Here is a 25348-nt window from a genome sequence, read left to right on the forward strand (position 1 = left end):
TCGGTTGATAGGCGCGCGCCCTGCTCCACCTCATGCTCCGGGTTGTCCATTCAACCCACAGGAGCCATGCAATGACCACCCCATCCGACTGGATCACCGTAGGCGCCCTCGCCGACGGTTTCGCCCCCGCAGCGTTCATCCTGCCCAACCTCGCCGACCTCAACGGCAAAACCTTCACCCTGCACTTTGCCAACGGCTGGCAGATCGAACATCGCTTTGAAGCCGACGCGCTGCACTGGCACGCTGCCGACGGCCACTCCAGCGGTTCGGCCGCGTACCGCGCTACATCGGTGCGACCGGGGCTGTACCTGGTCGATTTCATCAAACACGAAGCTGGCCAGGCGTGGTCGATCAGCCTGGTGCTGGACACCGCCACCTCGTCGTTCACCGCCGTGATCGGCCGCATGCCGCGCCGCGAGCACACCGAAGAAGGCCTCTACAGCCGCGCCCTGGCCGGCAAAGCGTTGACCTCGGTTGAGGTGGATTTCCTCCACGGCAGCCTGGACCAACCCTGGCAACCCGGCCATTGCCCCCACGCACCGACCCAGGAGCTGACCGGCTTGCGCAACCTGTACCGCTACAGCCCGAGCGAAGTCTACGAGCACATCTACCTGAACGATCAGTTCTACGCCTGGCAATGCATCAAGGGCGTAGAGCAAGGCCTGTGCGATACCGACCGCTGCCACTACTACAAGATCGCCGACCAGTTGTACCTGTTTGTCTGGCGCGAAAAGATCATCCCGACCTTGGGCCTGGTATTGATCGACCTGCAACAGCACCGCAGCGACGGCAAAATCTTCGGCTATGCCGACGTGTCCTTTGCTGAGCTGTCGAACTTTCCGGTCAGTTCCTACTGCCAGGTACTCAACCGTACGGAGTATCCCGATGCCTGATCCACGCACCGTCGTCATCACGGGCGCCGGCACCGGCATCGGCGCCGCCTGCGCCAGGCTGTACGCCGCCGAAGGGGCCAATCTGATCCTGATCGGCCGGCGTCGCGAGCCATTGGAGCAGGTGGCGGCCCAAACCGGTGGCCTGATCCTGGTCGGCGATGCGGCCTGCCCGGACACTTGGGAAGGCTTTATCGCGCAGATTCGCGCGCTCCATGGCCGCCTTGATGTATTGCTGGCGTGTGCCGGTGGGCATGGCGTGGGCAGTGCCAGCCAAACCAGCCCGGCCACCTGGGAAGCCGCGTTGCGCAGCAACCTGGACAGCGCGTTTTATAGCGCCCGGGCTTGCCTGCCGCTGCTGATCGAAAGCGCCGGCAATATCGTGCTGCTCGGCTCCATCGCCTCCCTGGCCGCCGGGCCGGAAGTCTGCGGCTACACCACCGCCAAGCATGCGCTGCTCGGGCTTAACCGCTCGCTGGCACGGGACTACGGGCCGCGTGGGGTGCGGGTAAACGCGGTGTGCCCCGGCTGGGTCACCACGCCGATGGCCGATCAGGAAATGCAGCCGTTGATGGAGGCTTACGGCGACACGTTGCAGCAAGCCTATGTCCGCGTATGCGCCGACGTACCGTTGCGCCGCCCCGCCAGCGCCGACGAAATCGCCAAGGTGTGCCGCTTCCTCGCCAGCCCTGACGCCTCAATCATCACCGGCGCAAGCGTGGTCGCCGACGGCGGTTCGAGCATCGTGGATGTGCCGACGCTGGCCTATGCCCATATGGAGAACGCCCATGCCTGAAGATTTAAATTTCAGCGGCAAAACCGTGCTGGTCACCGGCGGCGCCCAAGGCATCGGCCAGGCCATTGTCGAGGCGTTTGCCTGGCGCGGCGCGCGCGTGATGATCGCCGACCTGCGCCTGGCGCAAGCCCAAGCGCTGGCCGAAGCGCTGCGCGTGCGAGGCTGTCAGGTCGAAGCCATGGAACTTGATCTGGCTGACGCCGCCGCCGTGTTCGACGGTATCAAGGCCATAGACCTGGACTGGGGCCGCCTGGATGTTCTGGTGCACAACGCCGGCTATTTCCCGCTGACACCCTTCGCACAGATCACCCCCGCCGTCCTGGAACGCACCCTGGCGGTCAACCTCTGCGCATTGTTCTGGCTGACCCAGGCCGCCTTGCCCATGTTTCAGCGCCAGGGCGGTGGCTGTGTGTTGGTCACGTCATCGGTCACCGGGCCACGGGTTGCCTATCCGGGCCTCAGTCACTACGCGGCGTCCAAAGCCGGGGTCAACGGTTTTATCCGCAACACAGCGCTGGAGTTGGCCTGCGACGGAGTGCGGGTCAATGGCGTCGAGCCAGGGATGATCGCCACGCCGGCCATGGGCAATCTGGGCGACGAACAAGTCAACGCCGACATCGCCAGCCGCGTTCCTCTGGGACGACTCGGCGCCCCGGAAGATATTGCCGCAGCCATGTTGTTTCTGGCGTCTGACCTGGCCGCCTACATCACTGGCCAAACCATCGTGGTGGATGGCGGATCGACGTTACCTGAGGTGAAATAACCTCTGTGTCTCTGTAAACCGAATCAACTGCGGGAGGGGCTTGCCCCTCCCACAGGTTGATCTAGCGCTCGGCCCTTTCGAGCATCGACAGTGAGTCACCGAACACCCGCGACAACGCCGCTAGCCGTTTGACGTACCCCTGAGCCGTCGAATAAATCAACTCCACATGCAAGCTGTCGACAATCCCCAGATAGGCATCACAAAACACCTCAAGCGCCTCGGGCTCTACCCGGCTGTACCGACTGCGCGCTGCATGCTGAAAACCCTCGCGTATGCAGGCCAGATACCCCTCGAATCCCGCCGTAATCACGCTGCGAATCCGCGCCGGCGGAAAGTACGCCGTACGCAACAGAAAGCGCAGATGCGCAGAGCCTTCATAGCGGCCGATCAAGCGCTCAAGGTGCAAATAACCCGGCATCCCCGTGTACCCGGCCTGGTCCTGAAAGCACCCAGCGATAGAGTGATGTTCATGGTCCAGGGCAATCTGGAAGACCGTCTGAAACAGCGCATCCTTGCTCACAAAGTGCGCATACAACGACGCCTTGCGCATACCCGCCCCCACCGCGATATCGTTCAGCGACGAGGCGTCATACCCATGATCGGCAAAGTGTTCGACCGCCACCGCACAAATATTACTGGCCGACAGGCTGAGCGCTTTCATTGATCGATGGACAACCTACGCCGCACCGACCGCTTGCTGCAGATGGGTCGAACGAAAGTCCTTGGGCGACAGCTCGAATTGCTTCTTGAACGAGCGACTGAAGTGAGCCGAATCGGTGAAGCCCCACTTATAGGCAATCGAGGTGATCGACTCACTCTTGAGGAACGGGTTGGTCAGGTCATCCGCGCTACGCTTGAGCCGCGCCCGCTGGATGTAGCGGCAGACGCTGTCGTCCTGTTCTTCAAACAGGCGGTACAAGTGTCGCACCGAGATGTTCAGCCGATTGGCCAGGCCCACGGGGCTCAGGCCCGGCTGGGTCAGGGACTCATCAATGACTTTCTGCACATAACTGCGCAGGTTGCTGCCGTGCAACGAGGCGGTGCTGTCACCTTGGGTGTCATGCGCGTCAAACGCCGAGCCCAGCAAGGAGACAAAGGCCGCCTGCAGTGCCTGCGCCTCTTCCTCTGAATCCTGGCCTTCCAGCCCTTCCCTGCACAGTTGGTCCATCAACACATGGAGCATCCGCCCACAGGCTTTACTCGACGAGATCTTGCCGAAGGTTTTCGAGGCGTTGCCCAGCTGTTTGCACACTGCGTTGCGCGAAAGAGACAGGGATGCATGTTCAATCAGGCCGAAGGGGCTGATCTCGATTGAACCGGTGGAATCCATCAGCAGCATGTCACCGGGGGCCAACTGGATGACCTCGTCGTTCTGGGTGATCTGGCAATAGCCGCTGCGCTGGCTGACGAGGAAGCAATGCTGGTCCATGTCGTGATCGGCGTTGGGCCGTGGGCGCTTGATCAGGCCGGCATTGGTCCGCAGGGAGGCCAGTGAGAGGCAACCACGGGAGAGCGTGGAGACTTCACCGATGAACAGCGAGCGGTTGAAGGCCAGTTCAGTGTCGAAATGGCCACAGGCCGCTCGCAAATCCTGAGTCCAGGTGTCCAATCCAGTGTGCGCAGATTGATAGGTGCTCATGGCAACTCCACAGTGGCTTCTTGTTTTTGTTGGCCAATAGTTAACATGTTATCTATATAGGCGCAACAAGTACGTAGTGCCGACTGTGGAAGCAGTAATGATGCCAAGTCGCCAAAAATCAGAGCGCGCCCAGCACCCGGTGTAACCCCGCCAGAACATCGAACAAAGCCCCTCGCTGCGCGCCGCTCAAGGCGATGTAGCGACGAAACGCTGGCATGCGGCTGACCACTTCGCTGCCGCCCATATGTTCAAGCCGAACGTGCCACTGCTGGCCGTCCAGTGCGATGCACAGGCGCTTGAAGTCCAGCGCCATCAACGCTTGATGCAGGGCTTGATCCTGCGTCAACGCAGCCTCAAGCCTGGACAGCAAGCTCGGCGTACCAGCGCGTTGCCGACATGCCAGCCCGGTGCGCCGAATCGACCCGCGGTGGTGCAGCTCGAAGCGTGCATTGCCCTGCTCTGAGGCGGGCACGTTGACCATGAATTCGGTCATGACCAAGTGCATCAGCAACTGCGATTCGGTGCGCTCGCCAACCGCCACCTGCACGTCGCTATCGCCCAGGCCGAACACTGCGCTTGTCGGTCCCGTCGAGGTAAAACTCGCCAAGCCAAGGTTGCGTCGCAGGTACTCAAGCGTGACGCCGGGACGATAACCGGCCGGGGCACGTTTGGCACTGAACAGCTCAGACAGCTTTTGCAGCATGCTCGATATACCCAGGGTGAGGGTTGCCAGGCTCATGGGAAAACTCCTTGGCCAGCACGTCTTCTACCGACGCGGGCTTGAATGGATTGACCTTCTGCACCACCAGTGTCCAGAACAGCGCATAGCTCGCGGTGATCCCAAGCATCACGCCAAACGGCACATAAATGTCGGCGGGGTTCATGCCCGGTGGGGTGATGAACCACATGCCCAGCAAGATGCCGACGCTGGACAGGATCTGCGGCAACGGGAAAAACGGCGAGCGATAGGCCCGTGGCAGATCAGGGCGACGAATCCGCAGGATCACCACCGACAGCGTCACCAGCAGGTAGGAGAAACTCCACGCACACACCGCCGCCAGCACCAGGTGCATGATGTTATCGGTGTTGCCACCCAGCCACAGGGCATACAGGCACGGGATCAGCATCGCCACGAGGATGCACAGCAGCGGCGTCTTGAAGCGCGGGTGCAAGTAGGTGAACACCTTGGGCAACGCACCGTCCACCGCCATGCCGTAGAGAATCCGCGGTACACCGGCCATCAACGTGTTAATGGTGGCGGCGCCCGCGAACAGAAAACCGATCCCCAGCCACAGCGGGCCTACCTGGCCCATGACCTGCTCGGCAAACTTGGGAATCGCCATCGGTGTGTCGAGCAGGTGCACGCCCGACGCGGCGTCCAGCAGCACGTTTTCGACCTGGCGCTTCATCGCCGCGCCATAGATAAACATGCAGGTTGCCACGCTCAGCAATCCAAGAATCATCGCCTTGGGCATGACCTTGGCCGAGTTGCGAAGGTCCGGGGCCAACGGTGTAACGAACTCGCAACCGACGAACATGAACATGGCCATGCCCACCAGCGACAGAATGGTGATCAGGTCAGTGCCCACCAGCGACACACCAAACCAGCCCTCCAGCTGCACCGCCGGTGCGGCGATCAGGCCCATCACGCCAAACACCATCAGGGTGGTCCACATGCCGAAGGTCAGGATGATCTCGGCCCGGCCAAAAGCACTGACGCCGAAAGCATTGAGAATGCCGAACACCACCACGAACCCGACCCCCAGCAACCAGGAACCGCCGGCCGACTCCGCCAGGGTATTGAGGTGCTCGAAGTTCACCAGGGCCATGACCCCGGACAGAATGGTCTCTGCCGTGCCCGCGAACACGTGCACGATCAGGTACGCCGACAAAGTGCCGGTGATCGCAAAGAATCGACCCATGCCGCAATTGATGTAGTCGTAGACCGAACCGGTGGTCGGTAGGATCGAAGCCGCCTCGGCAAAGGTAGTCGCCTGGGCCAGCATCATCACCACTGCGATCAGCATGGCCACCGCAAAGGCGCTGCCGCCGATCCCGAAACCCATGGTCGCGGTAAGAATCACCGGGCTGGCCATGATCAGGCCAATGGTGCTGGCCAGCGCGGTTGGAAAGCCGACGCTGCCTCGTTTCAAATGCTGCGTGAGCCGGTCATTGATCGACATGGTGCGGATCCTCGAAAGCGGATTTCTTAGTGGATGCATCGAGCCCTACAGGGAGCCGGCGATAACGCCCTCCCCAACCAGTCCCTGATCAAAACGGCATCGAGCGAAATCACTGTGCGCCCATGACCTATCGAGCGTCTTGCCCATGTCTGCCGTCGCTTTTGTTGCTGCCTGCCACGGGCAAAGTAAACAGATAACTCAAATTGATCAGGTGTAACACCCATAAAATGTGGGAGGGGGCTTGCCCCCGATAGCGGTGGATCAGCCATCACATCAGTGACTGACACACTGTCATCGGGGGCAAGCCCCCTCCCACATCTGACCGACTGCGTCTGCCCGCTCGGTGAACGGCTCACCACCTATAGCGCCAGCCCTGCAACATTTCAGATCGGCTTACACACACGCCCATCAGCATTGGCTGATCAACTGCTTAAGCACGGCCTTGAACGTTTCGACCTGAGCTTGGCTGAACTCGGCAAACACCTTTTCCTGCTGTTCCCGTGCAATCGCCCACAGATCTTCGGTTTGCTCGACACCGGCAGCGGTCAGATGCACGCCCTGCTCATCATCATCCACCAACCCCTTGCGCTTGAGGTTGGCCACCGCGTCGTCGATCTCCCGCACCGGCATCGCGACTTCCCGCAGCAGGTCGCCGGGGCTCAGGCGGGCGTCGTTCTCCAGCACCATCAACATCCGCGCCTCGTTGGTGCGCAGGCCGGTGGACAGCTGTCGGGGTTGGTAGCTGGATTGGTAGGCGCGCACCGCCTGGGTCATCAAGTAGTAGAGGTTGTGGCGCAGGCGCCCCTGGAAATGGCTGCTCGGCGGCTGGCTTTCGTCACGCTTGGTCATGCGGGTATGGGGCAAGACCATGGAATAGGCGCCCTGATGGTAGAGCAGCGGCGCACGGCCAAAATCGTCGAAGGCCACCACCTTGCCGATCATGATCCAGTGATCGCCGCCGTCCACTTGTTGGTAGTTCTCGCAGTGAAAGCGCGCCGCACAGTCGGCAAATACTGGCGCGCCACCCTCTCCCGGTTCGTATTCGATCTCAGCGAAGCGATCGTCCTTGGGCCGCGCAAAATTGTTCGACAGGTCGATCTGGTCCGCCGCCAGCACGTTGACGGCGAAATGGCTGGCCTGCTCGAACACCTCATGGCTGTTGGAGCGTTTGTCGATGCTCCACAGCACCAGCGGTGGGTCAAGGGACACCGAATTAAAGCTGTTGGCGGTAACGCCCACCTTGCGCCCGGAGGCGTCAGCGGCGGTGACCACGGTGACGCCCGTGGCGAAGTTGCCCAGGGCGCGGCGAAAGGCCCGTGGGTCGAAGGTCGATTCAGACATGCAAGACTCCCGGACTGCGTCATGCGCAGCCCCTATTGTTGTTTTCAAAAGCGGGTTCAGATCATGCTCGGATCGGGCTCCAGGCCCATCAGCTCACGCCCGAGGATCTGCGCACAGACGTCGTAGTCGGTGTAGGCATGGGCGCCGGTCATGTGCGAATCGCGGAACAGGCGCTGCATCTCGTTATGTTCAAACCAGGCATTGCCGCCAGCGGCTTCGAACAGGCGGTCCACCGCCTGGATGCACATCTTGGTGGCGTAGGCTTGGTTGGTGCGCCAGAACGCCAGGGTTTCGCGGCTTGGGTAGCGTTGCTGCTCACTGTGCTCGGCGTGTTCGGCCCAAGTCTTTTCCAGGAACGCTCGCGCGGCGCCCACCTGGTGCGTCGACTCGGCCAGGCGCATCAGCGCCGGGGTGGCGGCACCGACTGCGGCACCGGTGTAGGCGCGTACTCGCGTTTTGGTCTTCTCGCGGAACACTTCCAGCATCCGCTCGGCGACGCCCAGGCTCACGGTGGAAAAACCGCTGGCGAAATAGGGTCGATACGGCGAGTAGAACACCTTGCTGTCGGGGTACAAGCCGAAGCCTGCGGACTTGCCTTCCATCATGTCCTTGGCCTTCTGGATGCGGTGCTCCGGCACCCTGGCCTTGTCGATGATCAAGGTCTTGGTGCCGCTGCCTTTCATGCCCGCCGCAAACCAGTCATCGCGGATCTGATAGTCACTGCGCGGCAGCACCGCAAAGCAGTAATCCTGAGTGCCCTCGGCATTGGGCCGACGGAATCCGACAATCGCCCATTCGGCGTGATCGCAGCCGCTGCTCCAACCCATCTCACCGCTGAACAGCACGCCACCCTCAACCTCTTCGGTGCGACCGAACGGCGCGATACTGCTACTGGCCGTGGCATTCGGGTCCAAACCCCAGACTTCCTGCTGCAACTGGGCAGAAAACAGTGCCAGTTGATGGCTGTGCGTACACAGCAGGCTCATGGCCCAGGCCGTGCTGGCGCAGGCTCCGGCGAGCAACGCGATGCAGTCGGCAAACTGTGGCAGCGACAACTCCATGCCACCGAACGCCTTGGGCTGGAACGCACGGTGCAGGCCGATGCCTTTGAGCAGCGCAATATTCTCGGCGGGCACCTTGCGATCCTGCTCGGCTTGGAAGGCATTGGCGGCAATGGTCGGCAAGACGGACTTGAGGTCTTCGAGGAGCGGGTTTGGCTTTTTCATGGATGGCCCTGCTTATTATTGGATGTCCGGGCAACCCCAAAAAGCGAGGCGTTGCGCCGGATGCAGGGCCAGTATGGAACGCAGTTTGCCGGTCGAACATGCACCTTCCAGAGTCAAGATTGTACTTTTCAAAGGCTCAGGCTGATCCGTCGCGCACAGGTGTTGGCAGCCACAGACATGCCACTCGGCAGCCAGAGTCAAGCCCGTTCCGGCCACTGCAATTAACCTCGGGCTTTTCAATGTCTGCCACCAGGAAAAACCCATGAGCGATATTCCACTGCTGCCCCAGGTTGAAGCCTTCCTCCGTCGAAACCATACGTTGTTCATCGACGGTGGCTACGTCGAGAGCCATTCGAGCCAGCGGTTGGAGGTGATCAACCCGTCGACCGGCCAGGTCATCGCCGATGTCGCCGACGCCGACCCGGCCGACATCGACGCAGCCGTGGCGTCGGCGAGCCGAGGCTTCAAGCAGTGGTCGCAGGTCGCACCGGCGGTGCGCGGCAATGTACTGCTCAAGCTGGCCGACCTGCTGGAGCAACACCGCGAAGAACTGGCACAGATCGAAACCTGCCAGTCGGGCAAGATCATCCAGATTTCCCGTGCTTTCGAAGTCGACCAGGCCGCGCATTTCCTGCGTTACTACGCCGGCTGGGCTACCAAGATCAGCGGCCAGACCATCACCCCGTCGCTGCCCTCCTTCGCTGGCGAGCGCTACACCGCGTTCACCCTGCGCGAGCCGGTCGGGGTGGTGGTCGGCATCGTGCCGTGGAATTTCTCGACCATGATCGCCATCTGGAAACTCGCCTCGGCGCTGGTGACCGGTTGCAGCATCATCATCAAGCCCAGCGAGTTCACGCCGCTGACCATCCTGCGCATCGCCGAGCTGGCGATTGACGCCGGCCTTCCCGCCGGTGCGCTGAACGTATTGACCGGTGGCGGCAGCGTAGGCAAAGGCCTGATCGAACACCCCGGCACCGACAAGGTGTCGTTCACCGGCTCCGTGCCGACCGGGATTGCGGTGGGCCAGAGTGCCATGGGCGCCGGACTGACCCGGGCCACCCTTGAGCTGGGCGGGAAAAACTCGGCCGGGTTCCTGCGCGATGTGGACCTGGACAAGGCCGTCAACGGCATCATCGAAGCGGGCTTTTTGCACTCCGGGCAAATCTGCGCCGCCGCCGAACGCTTCTTTGTGCACCGTTCGCAGATCGAAGCGGTCATGGGCAAACTGGCCCAGCGCCTGAGCGCGCTGAACATCGGCTCACCCCTGGATGAGCGCACCGAATTCGGCCCGGTCACCAACCGCCAGCACCAACTCAAACTCGGCGAGTTCTTCGCCAAAGCCCGCGCCGAAAACAACAGCATCATTCACGGGGGCAACCTGATCGACCGTCCTGGCTGTTTCGTCGAACCGACGATCATCCTCGCCAACAGCGTCAACGACACCCTGCTCAACGAAGAGACCTTCGGCCCCATTGCCACGTTCTTGCCGTACGACAGCGAAGAAGAACTGCTGGCCTTGATGAACAACACACCCTACGGCTTGAGCGCCAGCCTCTGGACCAACGACTTGGGCAAGGCCCTGCGCATGGTGCCCGCCATCGAGGCCGGCACGGTGTGGGTGAACATGCACACGATGCTGGACCCGGCGGTGCCGTTTGGCGGCAACAAATCCTCAGGTGTGGGTCGTGAGTTTGGCGGCGCCTTTATCGAGGATTACACCGAGCTGAAGTCAGTGATGATTCGCTACTAAAAACACTTTATTGGATCCACTGGAGCATATCGACCGATAATCGCCCAACAAAATATCAATACAAGATTGACTCTCCATCCTACGGCCCATTTAATGGATCCATTAAATAAAAATAATCCGTTGCCTGGAGAGTCATCATGTACCCCAAGAACACGTGGTATGTCGCCTGCACCCCCGATGAAATCGCTCACAAGCCCCTGGGTCGTCAGATCTGCGGCGAAAAAATGGTGTTTTATCGTGGCCAGGAAGGCGCCGTGGTGGCGGTCGAGGACTTCTGCCCCCATCGCGGTGCGCCGCTGTCGCTGGGTTATGTCGAGAACGGCAACCTGGTCTGCGGCTACCACGGCCTTGTCATGGGCGGCGACGGCAAGACCGTGGAAATGCCCGGTCAGCGGGTACGCGGCTTTCCGTGCAACAAGACCTTTGCCGCGGTTGAACGCTACGGCTTCATCTGGGTGTGGCCCGGCGATCAGGCCCAGGCCGACCCGGCGCTGATCCACCACTTGGAATGGGCGGTGAGTGACCAATGGGCCTATGGCGGCGGGCTGTTTGACATCCAGTGCGACTACCGCCTGATGATCGACAACCTGATGGACCTGACCCACGAAACCTACGTGCACGCCTCCAGCATCGGCCAGAAGGAAATCGACGAAGCGCCGCCCGTGACCACGGTAGACGGCGATGAGGTCGTCACTGCCCGGCACATGGAAAACATCATGGCCCCGCCGTTCTGGCGCATGGCCTTGCGTGGCAACAACCTGGCCGATGACGTGCCGGTAGACCGCTGGCAGATCTGCCGCTTCACCCCGCCCAGCCATGTGCTGATCGAAGTCGGCGTGGCCCACGCCGGCAAGGGTGGCTATAACGCCGCCCCCGAGCATAAGGCTGCGAGCATTGTGGTCGACTTCATCACCCCGCAAACCGAGACCTCGATCTGGTACTTCTGGGGCATGGCGCGCAACTTCAACCCCCACGATGAGGCACTGACCGCAAGCATTCGCGAGGGCCAGGGCAAGATTTTCAGCGAAGACCTGGAAATGCTCGAACGCCAGCAACAGAACCTGCTGGCCCATCCGCAGCGCAACCTGCTCAAGTTGAATATCGACGCGGGTGGCGTGCAGTCACGCAAGATCCTGGAGCGACTGATTGCCAAGGAACGCGCCCTCGAACCGCAACTGATCGCCACCACCACCGCCTGAACAGCGCGACAACTTTGCGAGGACTGAACATGATCGATGTGGTGGTGGTATCCCGTAACAACGAAGCCCAGGACATTTGCAGCTATGAACTGGCCAGTGTCGATGGCCAGCCGTTGCCGGCCTTCAGTGCCGGCGCGCATATTGACGTGCACCTGCCCGACGGGGTGATCCGGCAATATTCCCTGTGCAATCACCCCGAAGAACGTCATCGCTACCTGATCGGCGTGCTCAAGGACCCGGCCTCCCGGGGTGGCTCGCGCAGCTTGCACGAGCAGGTTCACGAGGGCGCACACCTGACCATCAGCGAACCCCGCAACCTATTTCCCTTAGTCCACGACGCGCGTCGCAGCCTGCTGTTTGCCGGTGGCATCGGCATCACTCCGATCCTGTGCATGGCCGAACGCCTGGCCCATGCGGGGGCCGACTTCGAACTGCATTACTGCGCCCGCGCCAGCGAGCGTGCGGCGTTTGTGCAGCGACTCAAGGCGTCGCCGTTTGCAGAGCGAGTGTTCCTGCATTTCGATGAGCAGCCGCACACGGCCTTGAATGCTGCCGAGGTGCTGGCGGCGCCCGCAGGCGACGTACACCTGTATGTCTGCGGCCCTGGCGGGTTCATGCAGCATGTACTCGACAGCGCACGCGCACAGGGCTGGCAGGAAGACTGCCTGCACCGCGAATACTTTAGTGCGGCACCGGTGGACAGCAGCCTCGACGGCGGCTTTTCGGTGAAGCTCGGCAGCAGCGGCCAGGTCTTCGAAATTCCCGCCGACAAGACCGTGGTCCAGGTCCTGGAAAGCCACGGTATCGAGATTGCGGTGTCCTGCGAACAGGGGATTTGCGGCACCTGCCTGACCCGCGTGCTGGAAGGCATACCGGAGCACCGCGATCTGTTTCTCACCGAGCAGGAGCAGGCGCTGAATGATCAGTTCACGCCCTGCTGTTCGCGGGCGAAAACGCCCTTGCTGGTACTCGATATCTAACCGGGTTACGACGCGGGCAGGATCACCTTCATGCGCGCGTCGGCGGTGGCTGAACTGAAAATCTCGGCATAGCGCAGGGTCGCGTTGGCATGCTCGCGCATGATGGCTTCGGCCCGTGCGCCCTGGCGATTGACCAGGGCGTCGAAGACCGAGTGATGCTGCATATGGGCATAGTTGAAGCGTCGGTACTCGCGGGCCATGTCCTCGCGATCCACCGCCAGCGCGGTCACCGAGGCGAACGGCAAGTGATCATTGCGCGCCAGCGCGTCGGCGATCGCCGGGTTGTGGCTGCCTTCGACGATGACCTGGTGAAAGCGCATGTTCAGGTCGTGATAGACCTCAAGGTCGTCTTCGGTCACGTAACCCTTTTCGAACAGTTGATCGCCCTCGACCAGGCAGCGCTCCAGCGCGGCGCGGGCCTCGTTGGATAACCCAAGCTCCGCGGTTTGACGCGCGGCCAGGCCTTCGAGCACGCCGCGCACTTCAACCGCGCCGGCAATGTCGCTGGGGCTGACCGAACGCACCTGATAACCGCGCCCGCCAAACGGCACCAGCAGTCCTTCCTGTTCGAGGGTACGAAAGGCCATGCGCACGGGCATGCGCGACACGCCGAACAACTGCGCCGTGGGAATTTCCATCAGCCGCTCGCCCGCCGCCAACTCCCCGCTGGCAATCATCTTGCGCAGTGCAACCAGCACCAATTGACCGGGCTTACTCATCCAGGCAACTTCCAGAAAACGTGGGTCGCCATAGTACCGCAAGCCTCTGCCGCCGTCAGACGAATGCCAGTGCCGCCCGCGCCCCGTCTATCGCGCCCAAGTGCTGGGCCAGTCTTGATGGCAGGTAATCAAAAAAGAAACCGGCGCTTTGCAGCTTGGCGGCGCGCAACGGATCCCCTTCGGGCAATGCCCTGGACACCCGTGCCGCCCGCGCCCAGGCAAAGGCCAGCAGCGCAACGCCACACAGCTGGAGGAAATCCGGCGCAGCGCGATACGGGTATTCGCTGTCTTCCAGGGAGCGTTCGCGGATGGCACTCACCACCTTGTCCAAGGCGTCGCACAGGCTGCCAAGTGCCAGGGAGAAGGCCGCGCATTCGACGAACTCGCTGCCCTGCCCGGCCTCTGCACGCAACTCGCCCAGCAGCAGGCCGAACACCCGACCGTCATCCCCAAGCACCTTGCGCAGCAACAGGTCATTGGCCTGGATCTCATTGCTGCCCTCGTAGATCATCGCGATGCGACTGTCGCGCAAGGTTTGCTCGATGGCGAACTCGGCGACGTAACCGTAACCGCCGAAGACCTGCAAGGCATTGCTGGCCTGGCGGAAGCCCTGTTCAGTGAAAAACGCCTTGATGATAGGGGTCAGCAACGGCGCCAATGGGTCGTCCCGATCCAGCAGGTGCGCCGCCCAGTAACCGATAGCGCGCATGCCCTCGCTGGTGGTGCGCAGCTCCAGCAATACACGCCGCATGGCCGGGTGATAGCAGATCGGATCGGCCGCCTGGGCCGCCACTTCTTCAGGCCTGATCGGCGCGCGCATCTGCACACGGTCGGCGGCGTATTGGCGGGCGTTCTGCCACGCCGCCTCGGCATGCCCCAGGCCTTGCAGGCCCACGTGCAGGCGCGCCGAATTCATCATCACAAACATCGCCGCCAGGCCGCGATTGGCCTCGCCGATCAGCCAGCCCTGGGCAGCTTCGAACGTCAGCGAACAGGTGGCGCTGCCCTTGATGCCCATCTTGTGCTCAAGACCGTCACAGCGCACGCCATTGACGTGGCCGTCGTCCAATCGCTTGGGCACCAGAAACAGGGAAATACCGCGACTGCCGGGCGGCGCATCGGGCAGGCGCGCCAGCACCAGGTGCAGGATGTTGGCCGTGAGGTCGTGCTCGCCACCGGAGATAAACAGCTTGCTGCCGCTCAGGCGATAACTGCCATCCGCCTGGGGTTCGGCGCGACAGCGCAGCAAGCCGACGTCGCTGCCGGCCTGGGGCTCGGTCAGGCACATGGTGGGCAAGGCCTGGCCGCTGACGATTTCAGGCAAGTAGCGCGCCTGCAACCACTGCTCGGCGTGGGTCTTGAGGCACAGGTAGGCGCCATGGGCGATGCCGGTGTACATGGCCCAGGCGTGGTTGCTGGCGTAGAGCATTTCTTGCAACGCCGCGTCGAGCAATTGCGGCAAGCCCTGCCCGCCCACTGCCTCGGCGCACGCCAGCCCTGGCCAGCCACCGTCCACATAGGCCTGGTAAGCCTCGACAAAACCATCCGGGGTGCTGACCTGCCCCGCCTGCCAACGGCAGCCCTGACGATCACCTTGACTGTTCAGCGGCGCCAGCACGCCCTGACTGAAGCGTGCAGCCTCCTCCAGCACCTGCATCGCCAGGGACAGGTCCAAGGCCTGCCATGCAGAGGGCGCCTGCAGCCAATGCTCCAGGACAAATTCCATATCGCGCAGGGGCGCCTCATAGCTCCACATCGGGACACCTCATCATCGAATAAAACGTGTGTGTTCAAGCGCGCCAGTCAGGGTTCTCGATCAGCAGCGCCATGCCCTGCCCGCCGCCCACGCACGCAGCAGCAATGCCGTAGCGCAGGTTGTGCTGACGCAGTTGCCGGGCCAGGCTCATGACCAGGCGCAGACCGCTGGCAGCCAAAGGGTGCCCCAGCGCAAGGGAGCCGCCCTGGACGTTGAGCCGGGTGCTGTCCAGCTCCAGCTCCTGGGCCACAGCGAGTACCTGGGCCGACTGCGCTTCGTTGATCTCGAAACGGCCGATATCGCTCAGGTTCAACCCGCTGCGGTGCAGCAACAGACGGATCGCCGGTGCCGGGCCGATGCCCATGAATTCGGGGGCCACGCCGACCACCGCGCTGGCCACCAACCGGGCCAGGGCCGGGCGCGTGCAGTCTGAGGCGCGCCCCACCAACGCGGCCGCCGCACCATCGACCACCGCACAACTATTGCCGGCGGTCTGCACCCCGTCCGCATGCACGGCGCGCAAACGCGCGAGTGCCTCAAGGTCGGTAGACCGTGGGTGACTGTCCTCGGTCACCGCAGCGGCGCGACGTGCCAGGGTGAGGCGTCGGGGTTGATAACCGTCAAGTTCGAACACCTGATTATCGACGCTGACGATCTCTTGCGCCCAGGCCCCCTCACGCTGCGCCTGCAACGCACGCTGATGACTGTCACAGGCATACCGGTCCACCGCCTCGCGGCTCAGGCCATAACGGCGCGCCAGGTTATCGGCGGTGGCGATCATGTCCAGGCCGGGAGCCGGGTCGTACAGTGCCTCCCACAGAAAATCCTTGAATTGCACCTCGCCTCCCAGGCGAAACCCGCCCCGGTGGGTGTAAGCAGCAATCGGATTGCGCGACATGGATTCAGCCGCCACGCACAGGGCCAGTTGCACCTCGTCGCGCAGTTGTTCAGCGGCCTGGCGCAACAGCTCGAAACCGGTGGCGCAGATGCGCTGCACCCCCAGCGCCGGGACCGATTGCGCCACACCGCTGTACAACCCGATATGCCGTGGCAGCAAGTAGGCATCGAAGCTGGCCTGGGCCATGGAACCCGCCAACACGCTGTCCACCGCCTGCGGATCGATATCGGCCCGGGCCAGCACTTCACGGCCGACCTTGATCCCCAGGTCGATGGGCGAGACCTGGGACAGCGCACCACCGAGGTCGACCCACGGCGTGCGCACCGCCTCGAAAATCGCCGCGTCGGCAAACGCCGAATACTGCCCTGCGCCGCTCAAGGCTTGGGCCCGGCGCGCAGGATGGTGGGGTCTTCACCGCGATACAACGCCTCGACCTTGGCCGCGCGCCACTGCAGTACCGCCCGCTGATTGATCGAACCTTTATCGGTGATTTCCCCACGGTCGATGGACGCGGGTTCGTCGAGCACGGCAATCCATTCCAGGCGACTGGCATTACCGGTGGCGTCGCGATTAAGGCGTTGCAACCAATCGCCGAACCATTGGCGCACCGGTTCGCTGGCCAATACCTGGGCGTCGCTGGCGTCGGCGCTCAAACCCGCCAAACGGCGGCATTCGTAGGTTCTGGGGAACACCAGCGCCCCCAGGCATTCGCGGTCCGGCGCGGCAATGACCAGGTCTTGCACGTAGGGCGAGCCTTCCAGTACCGCGCGATTGCGCAACGGGCCTACGCTGACAAACACCCCGGAAGACAGCTTGAAGTCTTCGGCAATGCGCCCGTCGAACATCAGCCCCAATTGCGGCTGGTGGGGATCGGCGAGTTTGATCGCGTCTCCGGAACAGTAGAAACCCTGGTCATCGAACACCTCGGCGGTTTGCTCGGGCGCGCGCCAGTAACCCGGCATGATGTGCGGCCCGCGAAAGCGCCCTTCGAACTTGCCGTCCACCGGCACCAGTCGCACTTCGCATCCCGGCGCGGGCAAGCCGATATAACCGGCCATGGACAACGGCCCAGTGGTGAACGTGCAGGACGGCGCGGCTTCGGTCATGCCCAGCCCGGCCATCATGCGGATGCGCTCACCGCAGTGCAGCTCGGCCACGCGGTCGAGGCGATCCCAGATGCTCTGTGACAGGCCCGCAGCGGCAAAGAAGAACAGTGTCATCCGCGCAAAAAAGCGCTCGCGCAACTCGGCATCCTGCTCCAGGGCGCTGACCAGTTCTTCCCAGCCTTTGGGAACGGTCAGGTAGGCCGTTGGCGAAATTTCCTTGAGGTTGCGCAGGGTCTCGGCAAAGCCCTGGACCGTGGGTTTGCCGTCGTCGAGGTAAAAAGTGCCGCCGTTATAGAGCACGATGCCGACGTTGTGGCTGCCGCCAAAGGTGTGATTCCACGGTAGCCAGTCCACCAGCACCGGCGGTTCCTCGCCGAACACCGGAAAGGTCTGCAACAGCATTTGCTGGTTGGCGCAGAGCATGCGTTGAGTGGTGATCACCGCCTTGGGCAGTTTGGTCGAGCCCGAAGTGAAGAGGAACTTGGCAATGCTGTCCGGGCCGGTGGCGTCAAACGCCGCTTCAGCCTCGGCACCACTCGGCGTTTTAAGCAGGCTGTCGAAGCTCACTCGAGTGCGCCCAGGCACTTCACCGCGCACACTGATCAACGGCGTTTCGGCGGGCAACACCGCCTCGATTGCGCGCTGGTAGACGGCCGCATCGCTGACGAACACCAGCCCCGGTTGCAGCAGGCCACACACATGCCGCAGCTTGGCGAAATCCTGGGACAGCAGCGAATACGCGGGCGATACCGGGCAATACGGAATACCGGCATACATGGCGCCCAGCGCCACCTGCAAATGCTCGATATCGTTGCCCGACAACAATGCCAGTGGCTTGTCCGCCGACAGTCCGTAACTCAACAGGCCTTGGGCAATAGAGCGCACGCTGTCGAGCATCTCCCTGTAGCTCACGCGGCGCCAGTCGCCACCGCCCTGGCGTGCGGCGATAAACGTCTGCTCGGGGCGCACCCGGGCCCAATGCACAAGGCGATCGAGCAAGCGCGCAGGCAACTCGGCCAACGGCTCCAGGGAACGCATATGCAGCACGCCCTGCTCTTCGGTGACCTGCACCGGTGCGTGGCCGATGGACACTTCGCGGTATCGCGACGCGGACTGGGGTTGCGGTCTGAATTCGGAACTCACAAGGACGTCCTCCATCAAGGCGAATCAACGCCGCCTTGTTATTGTTATGTCGCAGCGCCTGCTCAGATCGGGTAGTGCCGTGGCCCGTTCTGCAAGGTCACCCAGCGCAATTGCGTGAAGTGTTCAATGGACGCCTTGCCGCCAAAACTGCCGTAGCCGCTGGACTTGACCCCACCGAAGGGCATCTGCGCCTCGTCGTGTACGGTCGGGCCGTTGATATGGCAAATGCCCGATTCGACCCGCTGTGCCAGGGCCAGGGCACGGCCGGTGTCACGGCTGAAAATCGCCGCCGACAGGCCGAACTCCGAATCGTTGGCCAGGCGCAGCAAGGCTTCGTCGCCGTCACCACGCAACAGCACCGCCACCGGACCGAAGGACTCTTCGCGGTACAAACGCATGTCTTCGGTAACGCCATCGATCAGCGTCGGTTGCAGGATGCTGCCGTCCAGTTGCCCTCCGGCCACCAGCCGCGCGCCTTTGCCCAGCGCATCGTCGATCAGGGCCTTGATGCGCGTACCGGCGCTGGCGTCCACCAGGGAACCCAGTACCGAGTCCGCCGCCGTGGGATCACCGGCGCGCAGGGTCGCGACCTTGGCCGCCAGCTTGGCGACAAAGGCATCGGCGACCTTGGCGTCGACAATCAGGCGCTCGGTGGACATGCAGATCTGCCCTTGGTTGAAGTAGGCGCCAAAGGCTGCTGCCGATACGGCGGCGTCCAGGTCGGCGTCGTCCAGCACCAGCAACGGCGCCTTGCCGCCCAGCTCCAGCAAGGCCGGCTTGAGGTGACGGGCCGAGAGTTCACCGACGATCCGCCCGACATGGGTTGAGCCGGTGAAGTTGACCCGACGCACCGCCGGGTTGGCGATCAGCCGTTCGACAATTGCCGCCGCATCCGCCGGGGCGTTGCTGATGACGTTGACCACGCCATCGCCCAGGCCGGCGTCCTGCAGCACCTGGCCAATCAGGCGGTGCACTGCCGGGCTCAGTTCCGAGGCTTTGAGCACCACGGTATTGCCGCAGGCGAGCGGCATGGCAATGGCGCGGGTAGCGAGGATCACCGGAGCATTCCACGGCGCGATGCCCAGCACCACGCCGCAGGGCTGACGCAGGGCCATGGCGAAGCTGCCAGGCACATCGGAAGGGATCACGTCGCCGGTGATCTGGGTAGTCATCGAAGCCGCTTCGCGCAGGATATTGGCCGCCAGGCGCACGTTAAAGCCATACCAGTTGGCCATGGCGCCGGTCTCGCCGGCGGCCGCGATAAATTCGTCGCTGCGCGCCTGCAACTGCTCGGCAGCCTTGAGCAGCCGGGTACGGCGTTCGTTGGGCGCCAGCGCCGCCCACGCGGGGAACGCAATTTGGGCGGCGGCCACGGCGGCGTCAGCGTCTTCCAGGGTGGCAGCGGCGACCCGCGAGACCACTTCACCGGTCACCGGGTTGCGACGCTCAAAGGTTCGACCGTCGCGCGCGGGGCACGACTGGCCGCCGATCAACAGGGGCACGTCCAGCATGGTGATTCCTCTTTATTGTCTTTATCGGGAATACGTTCAAGCAGGGTAAAACGGTGCGGCCCGCAGGCCGCATCCTTCAGCGCTTATACGCCTGCAGACCAGGCTTGATGCTCTTGTCGTCGAGGAATTGCTTCATGCCCTGCTCGCGACCGCCTTCGGTGTCGAGCAGGCGCGATTGGTCGAGCTTGGCGTAAAGGTAATCCTCGTTCTGCTCCCACGTCAGCTCGCGGCAACGCTTGAAGCCGTGCTTGGCGGCACGCAGCACCACCGGGTTTTTCTCCAGCAGGTTGCGCGCCAGGTCAATGGTGACTTCACGCAGTTGCGCCAGCGGCACGCTTTCGTTAACCAGGCCCATTTCAGCGGCTTTCTGCCCGCCGAAGGTCTTGCCGGTCATGATGTAGTACAGCGATTGGCGATGGCCCACGGTGTCGGCCATGGCCTTGCTGACCAGGTTTCCAGGCGGGATGCCCCAGTTGATTTCCGAGAGGCCGAAGGTGGCTTCGTCGGCGCAGATCGCCAAGTCGCACGCTACCAGAGGGCTGAAGCCGCCGCCGAAGCACCAGCCGTTGACCATGGCGATGGTCGGCTTGGCGTACATGCGCAGCAGTTTCCATTGCCATTGGGAGGCTTCGCGGCGGATTTTTTCCTGGAGGATTTCCGGGCCGGCGTCCACTTCGCGGAAGTATTCCTTGAGGTCCATGCCGGCGGTCCAGGCCTCACCGGCTCCGGTCAGCACCAGCACACCGGCGGCGGGATCCTGTTCCAGGGTTTCCAGCACGTCGATCATTTCCCGGTTCAGGGTGGGGCTCATGGCGTTGCGCTTTTCGGGGCGATTGAGAATGACCCACGCGATGCCTTCCTCAATCTCAACCTTGACGGTGGTCCAGCGGCCTTCGTAATTGCTCATGGCGGTGTGCTCTTGTTCTGGGTTTGAAGATGATTTGAAATTAAACCGCAAATATAGTTATGTCAATTAACTATTAATCTGAATAACCAATATTTAACGACTGTGAAAAACCGTCGTAGCCACAGCGCGCCAACCCCGGCAAACTAGATAGCCTTGTTAACCGCTACCTTCTGAGGATTGCACTGCTAATGGCCAAGCCTTCCAACATCGCCACCAGCCAGGCCCTGCCCGACCATGACGAGGTACAGCCGCCGCTGGATTCAGCCCTGGACGATCTGATCGGTTATGCCATGCGCCGCGCCCAGCTCAAGCTGTTCCAGAACCTGATCGGCCGACTGTCCGACCACGACCTGCGCCCCGCACAGTTCTCGGCCCTGGCGATCATCGAGCAAAACCCCGGCCTGATGCAGGCCGACCTCGCCCGCGCCCTAGCCATCGAACCGCCCCAGGTCGTGCCGTTGCTGAACAAGCTGGAAAGCCGCGCCCTCGCCGTGCGCGTGCGCTGCAAACCCGACAAGCGCTCTTATGGGATTTTCCTGAGCAAACCGGGCGAAATCCTGCTCAAGTCCCTCAAGGACATTGCCGCGCAGAGCGACCTGGACGCCACCGCAGCCCTGGACGTCGAGGAACGTGCAGAGCTGCTGCGTTTGCTCAAGAAGGTGTATCAGGACTGATCCCGCGATCTACCACAGCGCCACGGTGTAGAGCACCAGGAAGCGGGTCTGGTTTTCATCGCGAAAGGCCGCGCCGCCTGGGAAGTCGTTGCGGTAGATCGACTTGCGTGCCATCAGCCCGACGTTCTTCAGCGGGCCGCTTTGGATCACGTAACCCAACTCCATCTGGAACTCACGTTCCTTGCGGTCCTCGGCATTGAACGCCGCCAACTCGATGTTATCGCCGCGCACATAACGCAGCCGGCCCTTCAGGCCCGGCATGCCGGATGCGGCAAAGTCATAGTCGTAAATGGCCTGCCAGGTGCGCTCCTTGGCGTTGAGAAAATCCGAACTCATGGTCAGTTCGCTCATGCCCATCAGCTCCGTGCCGGAGATATAGGGCGTGGCAGTGTCGCCGCTGGAATGCATGTAACCCAGGCTGACGCGGTGCCCACCCAGGCGGTAGGCAAACAGCGCCGAGAGGTTACGGTTATCCACGTCCCCAGCCTTGGCACTGCCGTCCTCGCGGCTGAAGAAACTGCGCAGGTCGCTGGTGAATACCCCATCGCCCACCGGCAGGTTGTGCAGCAACGCCAGGGTGTCCTGCTGGTAAAGGTCCGCCACTTGGGAGTGATAGACGCGCAGGCTGAGGTCTTTATTGACTTGGTAATCCCCGCCGACATACGCCAAGTGTGAGGTGGTCGCCGTCGCATTGAACCGCCGGTTGGGCGATGCGATGGTCATGGCCTGGTAGTCAGTGGAATCACGCTTGTTGATACGGTCGATATAGCCCGTGTTCAGGGTCAGCCCGTCGATGTCCTTGGAGCTCAAGGTGGTGCCGCGAAAGGTCTGGGGCAGCAGGCGGGACGGGCTGGCGAAGGCGAATGGCAGGAAGATTGACACGTCACCGGCCTTCACCGTGGTTTGTGCAAACCGCAATTTGGCGGTGGGCGCCAGGCGTGAGTATTCATCGGCGGCACGCTTGTCGCTGGCCGACACCGGCAATAGCTCGGTGCCGCTGCGGTCCGGCGACGAGTCGAGTTTGATCCCCATCAGCCCACGCACATCCAGGCCAAAGCCTACGACGCCAGGGGTGTACCCAGACTCCAGGTTGAGCATGAACGCCTGGGCCCATTCTCGCGCGGCGGTCTTGGCGCCGTCGTCCTTGTAGTCACGGTCCAGGTAGTAATTGCGCAGCGTCAGGGTGCCGTGGCTGTCGTCGATGAACCCCGCCGCCCACAGTGGAGTGGGCAGGATGCTGAACATCAGCAGTGCACTGATCAGGCGTGGAGTGCTGTTCGACACACAGCAGGCCGCCGCGACGGCGTCCGTGGGGAGTTTTGGCATGTTCGATGTCCATTTTTTGTTGTTGTTTTTGGGGGTGGCACAGGCTTGGCCCAGTGGGCTTCGCGGACAGAGAATGGAAACAGCTGGATCCCTTCGTCAACCGCCACTGACCGATAATCGAACATTAATAAACCTATCTATTTTCATATTTTCGACTGACGTTAATCTCAAACACCTGCGTTAGACGGCTTGCGTCATGATTTTAGACTGGGGTCCGGCACCCTTCTTTTTATAGTTATATTTGTTATCTTAATTTCCAGCAGCCGGTCAGGCTCGCCACCACAACAAAAACAACAACGAGGTTTGCCCATGAACAGTTCATCGCGTCGTTCGACGCTGACGATCGCTTTGTGTTTTATCGTTGCGCTGATCGAGGGTTTCGATCTACAGGCGGCCGGCACCACCGCTGCCGGGCTGCGCAACAGTTTTGCCCTTGACCCGAAAATGCTCGGCTGGGTATTCAGTGTCGGGATCATCGGCCTGCTGCCGGGAGCGTTTTTTGGCGGATGGATCGCCGACCGTATCGGCCGCAAGAAAATCCTGGTGATCGCAGTGCTGCTGTTTGGGCTGTTCTCCTTGAGCACGGCATTTGTACAGAGCTACTCAAGCCTGTTGCTGGTGCGTTTTCTCACCGGCCTGGGCCTGGGCGCCGCGTTGCCCAACCTGATTGCGCTGTGTGCCGAAGCGGTGAGCGAGCGCAATCGCGGCACCGCCATCAGTGTCATGTACTGCGGTGTACCGCTGGGGGGTGCATTGGCCGCCGTGGTGGCGATGTTTTCCAGTGAACACTGGCAGACCACCTTTATCATCGGCGGCCTGGCGCCGCTGCTGGCCGTGCCATTGATGATCCTGCTGCTGCCCGAATCCAACGTCTTTCGCCAACAGGTCGACCACACGCCAGGTGCCCGCCCATCCACGGGCCAGGCGCTGTTCGGCGAGGGTCGCGCCCGCACCACCCTGGCGCTGTGGCTCAGTTACTTCTTCACCCTGACCGTGATGTACATGTTGCTTAACTGGCTGCCTTCATTGTTGCTAGAACAAGGTTTCAGCAAACCCCAGGCGGGCATGGTGCAGATGCTCTTCAATATCGGCGGCGCCCTCGGTTCACTGCTCGGTGGCGTGCTGCTGGACCGTTGCAACGCGCTCAAAGTGGTGCTGTTTGTGTACGCCGGGTTGCTGGCGGCGCTGGCCGGTGTCGGCCTGTCGGTGGGCATCGTGCCCATGGCCGTCGCGGGTTTCGCTGCCGGGTTGTTCGTGATGGCTGCGCAATTGGTGCTGTATGCCAGCGCCCCGCCCTCCTACCCCACGGCAGTGCGCGCCACCGGCGTGGGTGCGGCCGTGGCCATCGGCCGTCTGGGCTCGGTGGCCGGGCCGCTGGCGGCCGGGCAACTCCTTGCGGCAGGCGCCGGTACCGCCGGCGTGCTGCTGGCGACCTCTCCCGGCGTGGTGATCGCCGCACTGACCATCATCAGCGTGATGGTGCGTGCGGCGCCACTGAACCTGCCCGGCACCTCCACGTCTAGAACTGGTGCAGCCAGTTAAGCACCAGCTTATTGCCCTGGGTGCGGTTCTGCGCCTCCTGCTCAAAGTACGCGTTCACCGACAGGACATTCTCCTTGTTGAACGCGTACACCAGGCCCGGGCCAATGGCCCAGACCTTTTCCCGCCGACCACTCACCGCATGCCCCTCTACCTCGGTGTCGGTGATCTGCTTCAACCAATAGCCATTCAAGCCCACGCTCAACTGCTGGTCGATTGCGTACTGCAACGTCAGGTTGGCATGCAACGCCTGCCCCGCCTGGGTGTCGGAGACATCGCCAAAACTGGCCGATGGTTGGTCATTCTTGCCATTCCACAGGTACATGAAGCGCCCGCTCGCCGACCACTTCGGGTTGAACCAGTAGGTCGCCGCGTAATACGGGTTGAATGACCAGAAGTTGCTGCCAGGGTTGATCGAGCGCTTGCGATCGTAGGCACCTACCGGGATCGCCACATCGACTTCGACCCGCTGGGTCAACAGCGGGCTGCCATCGGCGCGGTTCAGGGTCGGCAGTTGCAGGAAGGGGCCGACGACCACGTCGCCAAAGCCTGCCCGCGAACTCAGTGCCGCGTTATTCAAACCATCGTCCACATCCACATGGGCCAGGGACGTGTTGATCACGGTGAATCCGGGCATCGCACCATTGGCCAGGGGTTGGCCGACGTAGATGATCTGCGTGGTCGGCGCCACCACTTCCACGTCCTGCTTGGGCAGCGCCAGCTTGTTGCCGTTGGCGTCATTGAAGCGGCTGGCGCGCGAGTACGTCAGGTATTCCTCCAGGTACCAACCGGGTCCGGCAGGCGCTGGCGAGCCATCGTAGAAACTGGTGCTGCCCAGGTTGAGTCCGGGCAGGTCGTAAGCGTGTGCAGTCGATGACAGTGCGACAAATGTTGAGGCCGCAACGGTCCGCAAGATTGGCTTGAGCATCTTGTATGTCCTGTATTTTTGTTGTTGTTCAAGACCCCCGGCGCGGTGGATCCGCCCCGGGGTTTAACGCGGCT

The 25348-nt window shown here is 62.3% G+C and carries 22 protein-coding genes; 8 read left to right on the forward strand and 14 right to left on the reverse strand.

Translation table 11 applies throughout. From position 1 onward, the window contains the following. Positions 1 to 71: 71 nt before the first annotated feature. From ACVWXD_RS10645 to ACVWXD_RS10655, 3 genes are read left to right on the forward strand one after another with little or no spacing between them, the layout of a single operon-like run. Positions 72 to 893, forward strand: coding sequence for a molybdenum cofactor biosynthesis F family protein (locus ACVWXD_RS10645; protein WP_457370982.1), 822 nt, complete (start codon positions 72 to 74; stop codon positions 891 to 893). After that, a complete protein-coding gene (locus ACVWXD_RS10650) occupies positions 886 to 1686 on the forward strand; it encodes an SDR family NAD(P)-dependent oxidoreductase (protein WP_260366910.1) in 801 nt (266 codons plus the stop codon). The genes ACVWXD_RS10645 and ACVWXD_RS10650 overlap by 8 nt, the downstream gene beginning before the upstream one ends. After that, the gene (locus ACVWXD_RS10655; protein WP_181643908.1) at positions 1679 to 2449 is read left to right on the forward strand and encodes an SDR family oxidoreductase; all 771 of its coding nucleotides are present in this window, start codon (positions 1679 to 1681) and stop codon (positions 2447 to 2449) included. The genes ACVWXD_RS10650 and ACVWXD_RS10655 overlap by 8 nt, the downstream gene beginning before the upstream one ends. Before the next feature lie 61 nt (positions 2450 to 2510). Here the strand turns inward: ACVWXD_RS10655 and ACVWXD_RS10660 are convergent, their stop codons facing one another. The 6 genes from ACVWXD_RS10660 to ACVWXD_RS10685 all read right to left on the reverse strand — a co-directional run bounded on the left by ACVWXD_RS10660 (position 2511) and on the right by ACVWXD_RS10685 (position 8838). Further along, positions 2511 to 3110 carry a TetR/AcrR family transcriptional regulator gene (locus ACVWXD_RS10660; protein WP_457370983.1) on the reverse strand — a complete coding sequence of 200 codons (600 nt, stop codon included), beginning with the start codon at positions 3108 to 3110 and terminating at the stop codon, positions 2511 to 2513. 15 nt (positions 3111 to 3125) lie between these two features. Beyond that, complete coding sequence (gene feaR, locus ACVWXD_RS10665) at positions 3126 to 4088, reverse strand: transcriptional regulator FeaR (RefSeq protein ID WP_099602404.1); 963 nt, start codon at positions 4086 to 4088, stop codon at positions 3126 to 3128. 118 nt (positions 4089 to 4206) lie between these two features. Next, positions 4207 to 4827: a DUF3156 family protein gene (locus tag ACVWXD_RS10670; RefSeq protein ID WP_420875941.1), complete on the reverse strand. Its 621-nt coding sequence runs from the start codon at positions 4825 to 4827 to the stop codon at positions 4207 to 4209. Continuing rightward, positions 4772 to 6271 (reverse strand): APC family permease, encoded by a 1500-nt coding sequence (locus ACVWXD_RS10675; RefSeq protein WP_122681059.1) that lies wholly within the window; start codon positions 6269 to 6271, stop codon positions 4772 to 4774. The genes ACVWXD_RS10670 and ACVWXD_RS10675 overlap by 56 nt, the downstream gene beginning before the upstream one ends. A 408-nt stretch (positions 6272 to 6679) precedes the next feature. Beyond that, positions 6680 to 7612, reverse strand: coding sequence for a p-hydroxyphenylacetate 3-hydroxylase reductase component (locus tag ACVWXD_RS10680; RefSeq protein WP_032891366.1), 933 nt, complete (start codon positions 7610 to 7612; stop codon positions 6680 to 6682). A gap of 56 nt (positions 7613 to 7668) precedes the next feature. After that, a complete protein-coding gene (locus tag ACVWXD_RS10685) occupies positions 7669 to 8838 on the reverse strand; it encodes a p-hydroxyphenylacetate 3-hydroxylase oxygenase component (protein ID WP_032891364.1) in 1170 nt (389 codons plus the stop codon). Between the two features lie 262 nt (positions 8839 to 9100). On the opposite strand from ACVWXD_RS10685, the gene ACVWXD_RS10690 reads away from it, so the two are divergent. The 3 genes from ACVWXD_RS10690 (at position 9101) to ACVWXD_RS10700 (ending at position 12767) form a co-directional block, all read left to right on the forward strand. After that, positions 9101 to 10588 carry an aldehyde dehydrogenase family protein gene (locus tag ACVWXD_RS10690; protein ID WP_457370984.1) on the forward strand — a complete coding sequence of 496 codons (1488 nt, stop codon included), beginning with the start codon at positions 9101 to 9103 and terminating at the stop codon, positions 10586 to 10588. A 137-nt stretch (positions 10589 to 10725) separates the two neighbouring features. Continuing rightward, on the forward strand, positions 10726 to 11787 hold the full coding sequence (locus ACVWXD_RS10695) for an aromatic ring-hydroxylating oxygenase subunit alpha (protein ID WP_027603468.1): 1062 nt from the start codon (positions 10726 to 10728) through the stop codon (positions 11785 to 11787). A gap of 29 nt (positions 11788 to 11816) precedes the next feature. Continuing rightward, entirely contained in the window at positions 11817 to 12767 is a 951-nt protein-coding gene (locus tag ACVWXD_RS10700) for a PDR/VanB family oxidoreductase (RefSeq protein WP_286819405.1), read from the forward strand. Positions 12768 to 12772: 5 nt separating this feature from the next. Here ACVWXD_RS10700 and ACVWXD_RS10705 read toward each other — a convergent pair whose 3' ends face one another. From ACVWXD_RS10705 to ACVWXD_RS10730, 6 genes are all read right to left on the reverse strand, one after another. Then, positions 12773 to 13486, reverse strand: a complete 714-nt coding sequence (locus ACVWXD_RS10705; RefSeq protein WP_095184855.1) for a GntR family transcriptional regulator — start codon at positions 13484 to 13486, stop codon at positions 12773 to 12775. A gap of 55 nt (positions 13487 to 13541) precedes the next feature. Beyond that, the gene (locus tag ACVWXD_RS10710; protein WP_457370985.1) at positions 13542 to 15242 is read right to left on the reverse strand and encodes an acyl-CoA dehydrogenase; all 1701 of its coding nucleotides are present in this window, start codon (positions 15240 to 15242) and stop codon (positions 13542 to 13544) included. Between the two features lie 34 nt (positions 15243 to 15276). Beyond that, positions 15277 to 16518, reverse strand: a complete 1242-nt coding sequence (locus tag ACVWXD_RS10715; protein WP_401379563.1) for a thiolase family protein — start codon at positions 16516 to 16518, stop codon at positions 15277 to 15279. Next, positions 16515 to 18389: a feruloyl-CoA synthase gene (locus tag ACVWXD_RS10720; protein ID WP_457370986.1), complete on the reverse strand. Its 1875-nt coding sequence runs from the start codon at positions 18387 to 18389 to the stop codon at positions 16515 to 16517. The genes ACVWXD_RS10715 and ACVWXD_RS10720 overlap by 4 nt, the downstream gene beginning before the upstream one ends. A 62-nt stretch (positions 18390 to 18451) precedes the next feature. Further along, the gene (locus ACVWXD_RS10725) at positions 18452 to 19900 is read right to left on the reverse strand and encodes an aldehyde dehydrogenase (RefSeq protein WP_122753239.1); all 1449 of its coding nucleotides are present in this window, start codon (positions 19898 to 19900) and stop codon (positions 18452 to 18454) included. Positions 19901 to 19976: 76 nt separating this feature from the next. Beyond that, positions 19977 to 20807 (reverse strand): p-hydroxycinnamoyl CoA hydratase/lyase, encoded by an 831-nt coding sequence (locus tag ACVWXD_RS10730; RefSeq protein ID WP_032891354.1) that lies wholly within the window; start codon positions 20805 to 20807, stop codon positions 19977 to 19979. A 188-nt stretch (positions 20808 to 20995) separates the two neighbouring features. Between ACVWXD_RS10730 and ACVWXD_RS10735 the strand changes: the two genes are divergently transcribed. Continuing rightward, on the forward strand, positions 20996 to 21481 hold the full coding sequence (locus tag ACVWXD_RS10735) for a MarR family winged helix-turn-helix transcriptional regulator (RefSeq protein ID WP_032891352.1): 486 nt from the start codon (positions 20996 to 20998) through the stop codon (positions 21479 to 21481). 9 nt (positions 21482 to 21490) lie between these two features. Here ACVWXD_RS10735 and ACVWXD_RS10740 read toward each other — a convergent pair whose 3' ends face one another. After that, complete coding sequence (locus ACVWXD_RS10740; RefSeq protein ID WP_260366915.1) at positions 21491 to 22807, reverse strand: OprD family porin; 1317 nt, start codon at positions 22805 to 22807, stop codon at positions 21491 to 21493. A gap of 309 nt (positions 22808 to 23116) precedes the next feature. Between ACVWXD_RS10740 and mhpT the strand changes: the two genes are divergently transcribed. Next, entirely contained in the window at positions 23117 to 24349 is a 1233-nt protein-coding gene (gene mhpT / locus ACVWXD_RS10745; RefSeq protein WP_032891349.1) for a 3-(3-hydroxy-phenyl)propionate transporter MhpT, read from the forward strand. On the opposite strand, the gene ACVWXD_RS10750 is transcribed toward mhpT, so the two are convergent. Further along, positions 24327 to 25274 carry a SphA family protein gene (locus ACVWXD_RS10750; protein WP_032891347.1) on the reverse strand — a complete coding sequence of 316 codons (948 nt, stop codon included), beginning with the start codon at positions 25272 to 25274 and terminating at the stop codon, positions 24327 to 24329. The two genes, mhpT and ACVWXD_RS10750, sit on opposite strands and share 23 nt — an antisense overlap. Positions 25275 to 25348: the final 74 nt, after the last annotated feature.

The organism is Pseudomonas sp. TE3911, from assembly GCF_054062775.1.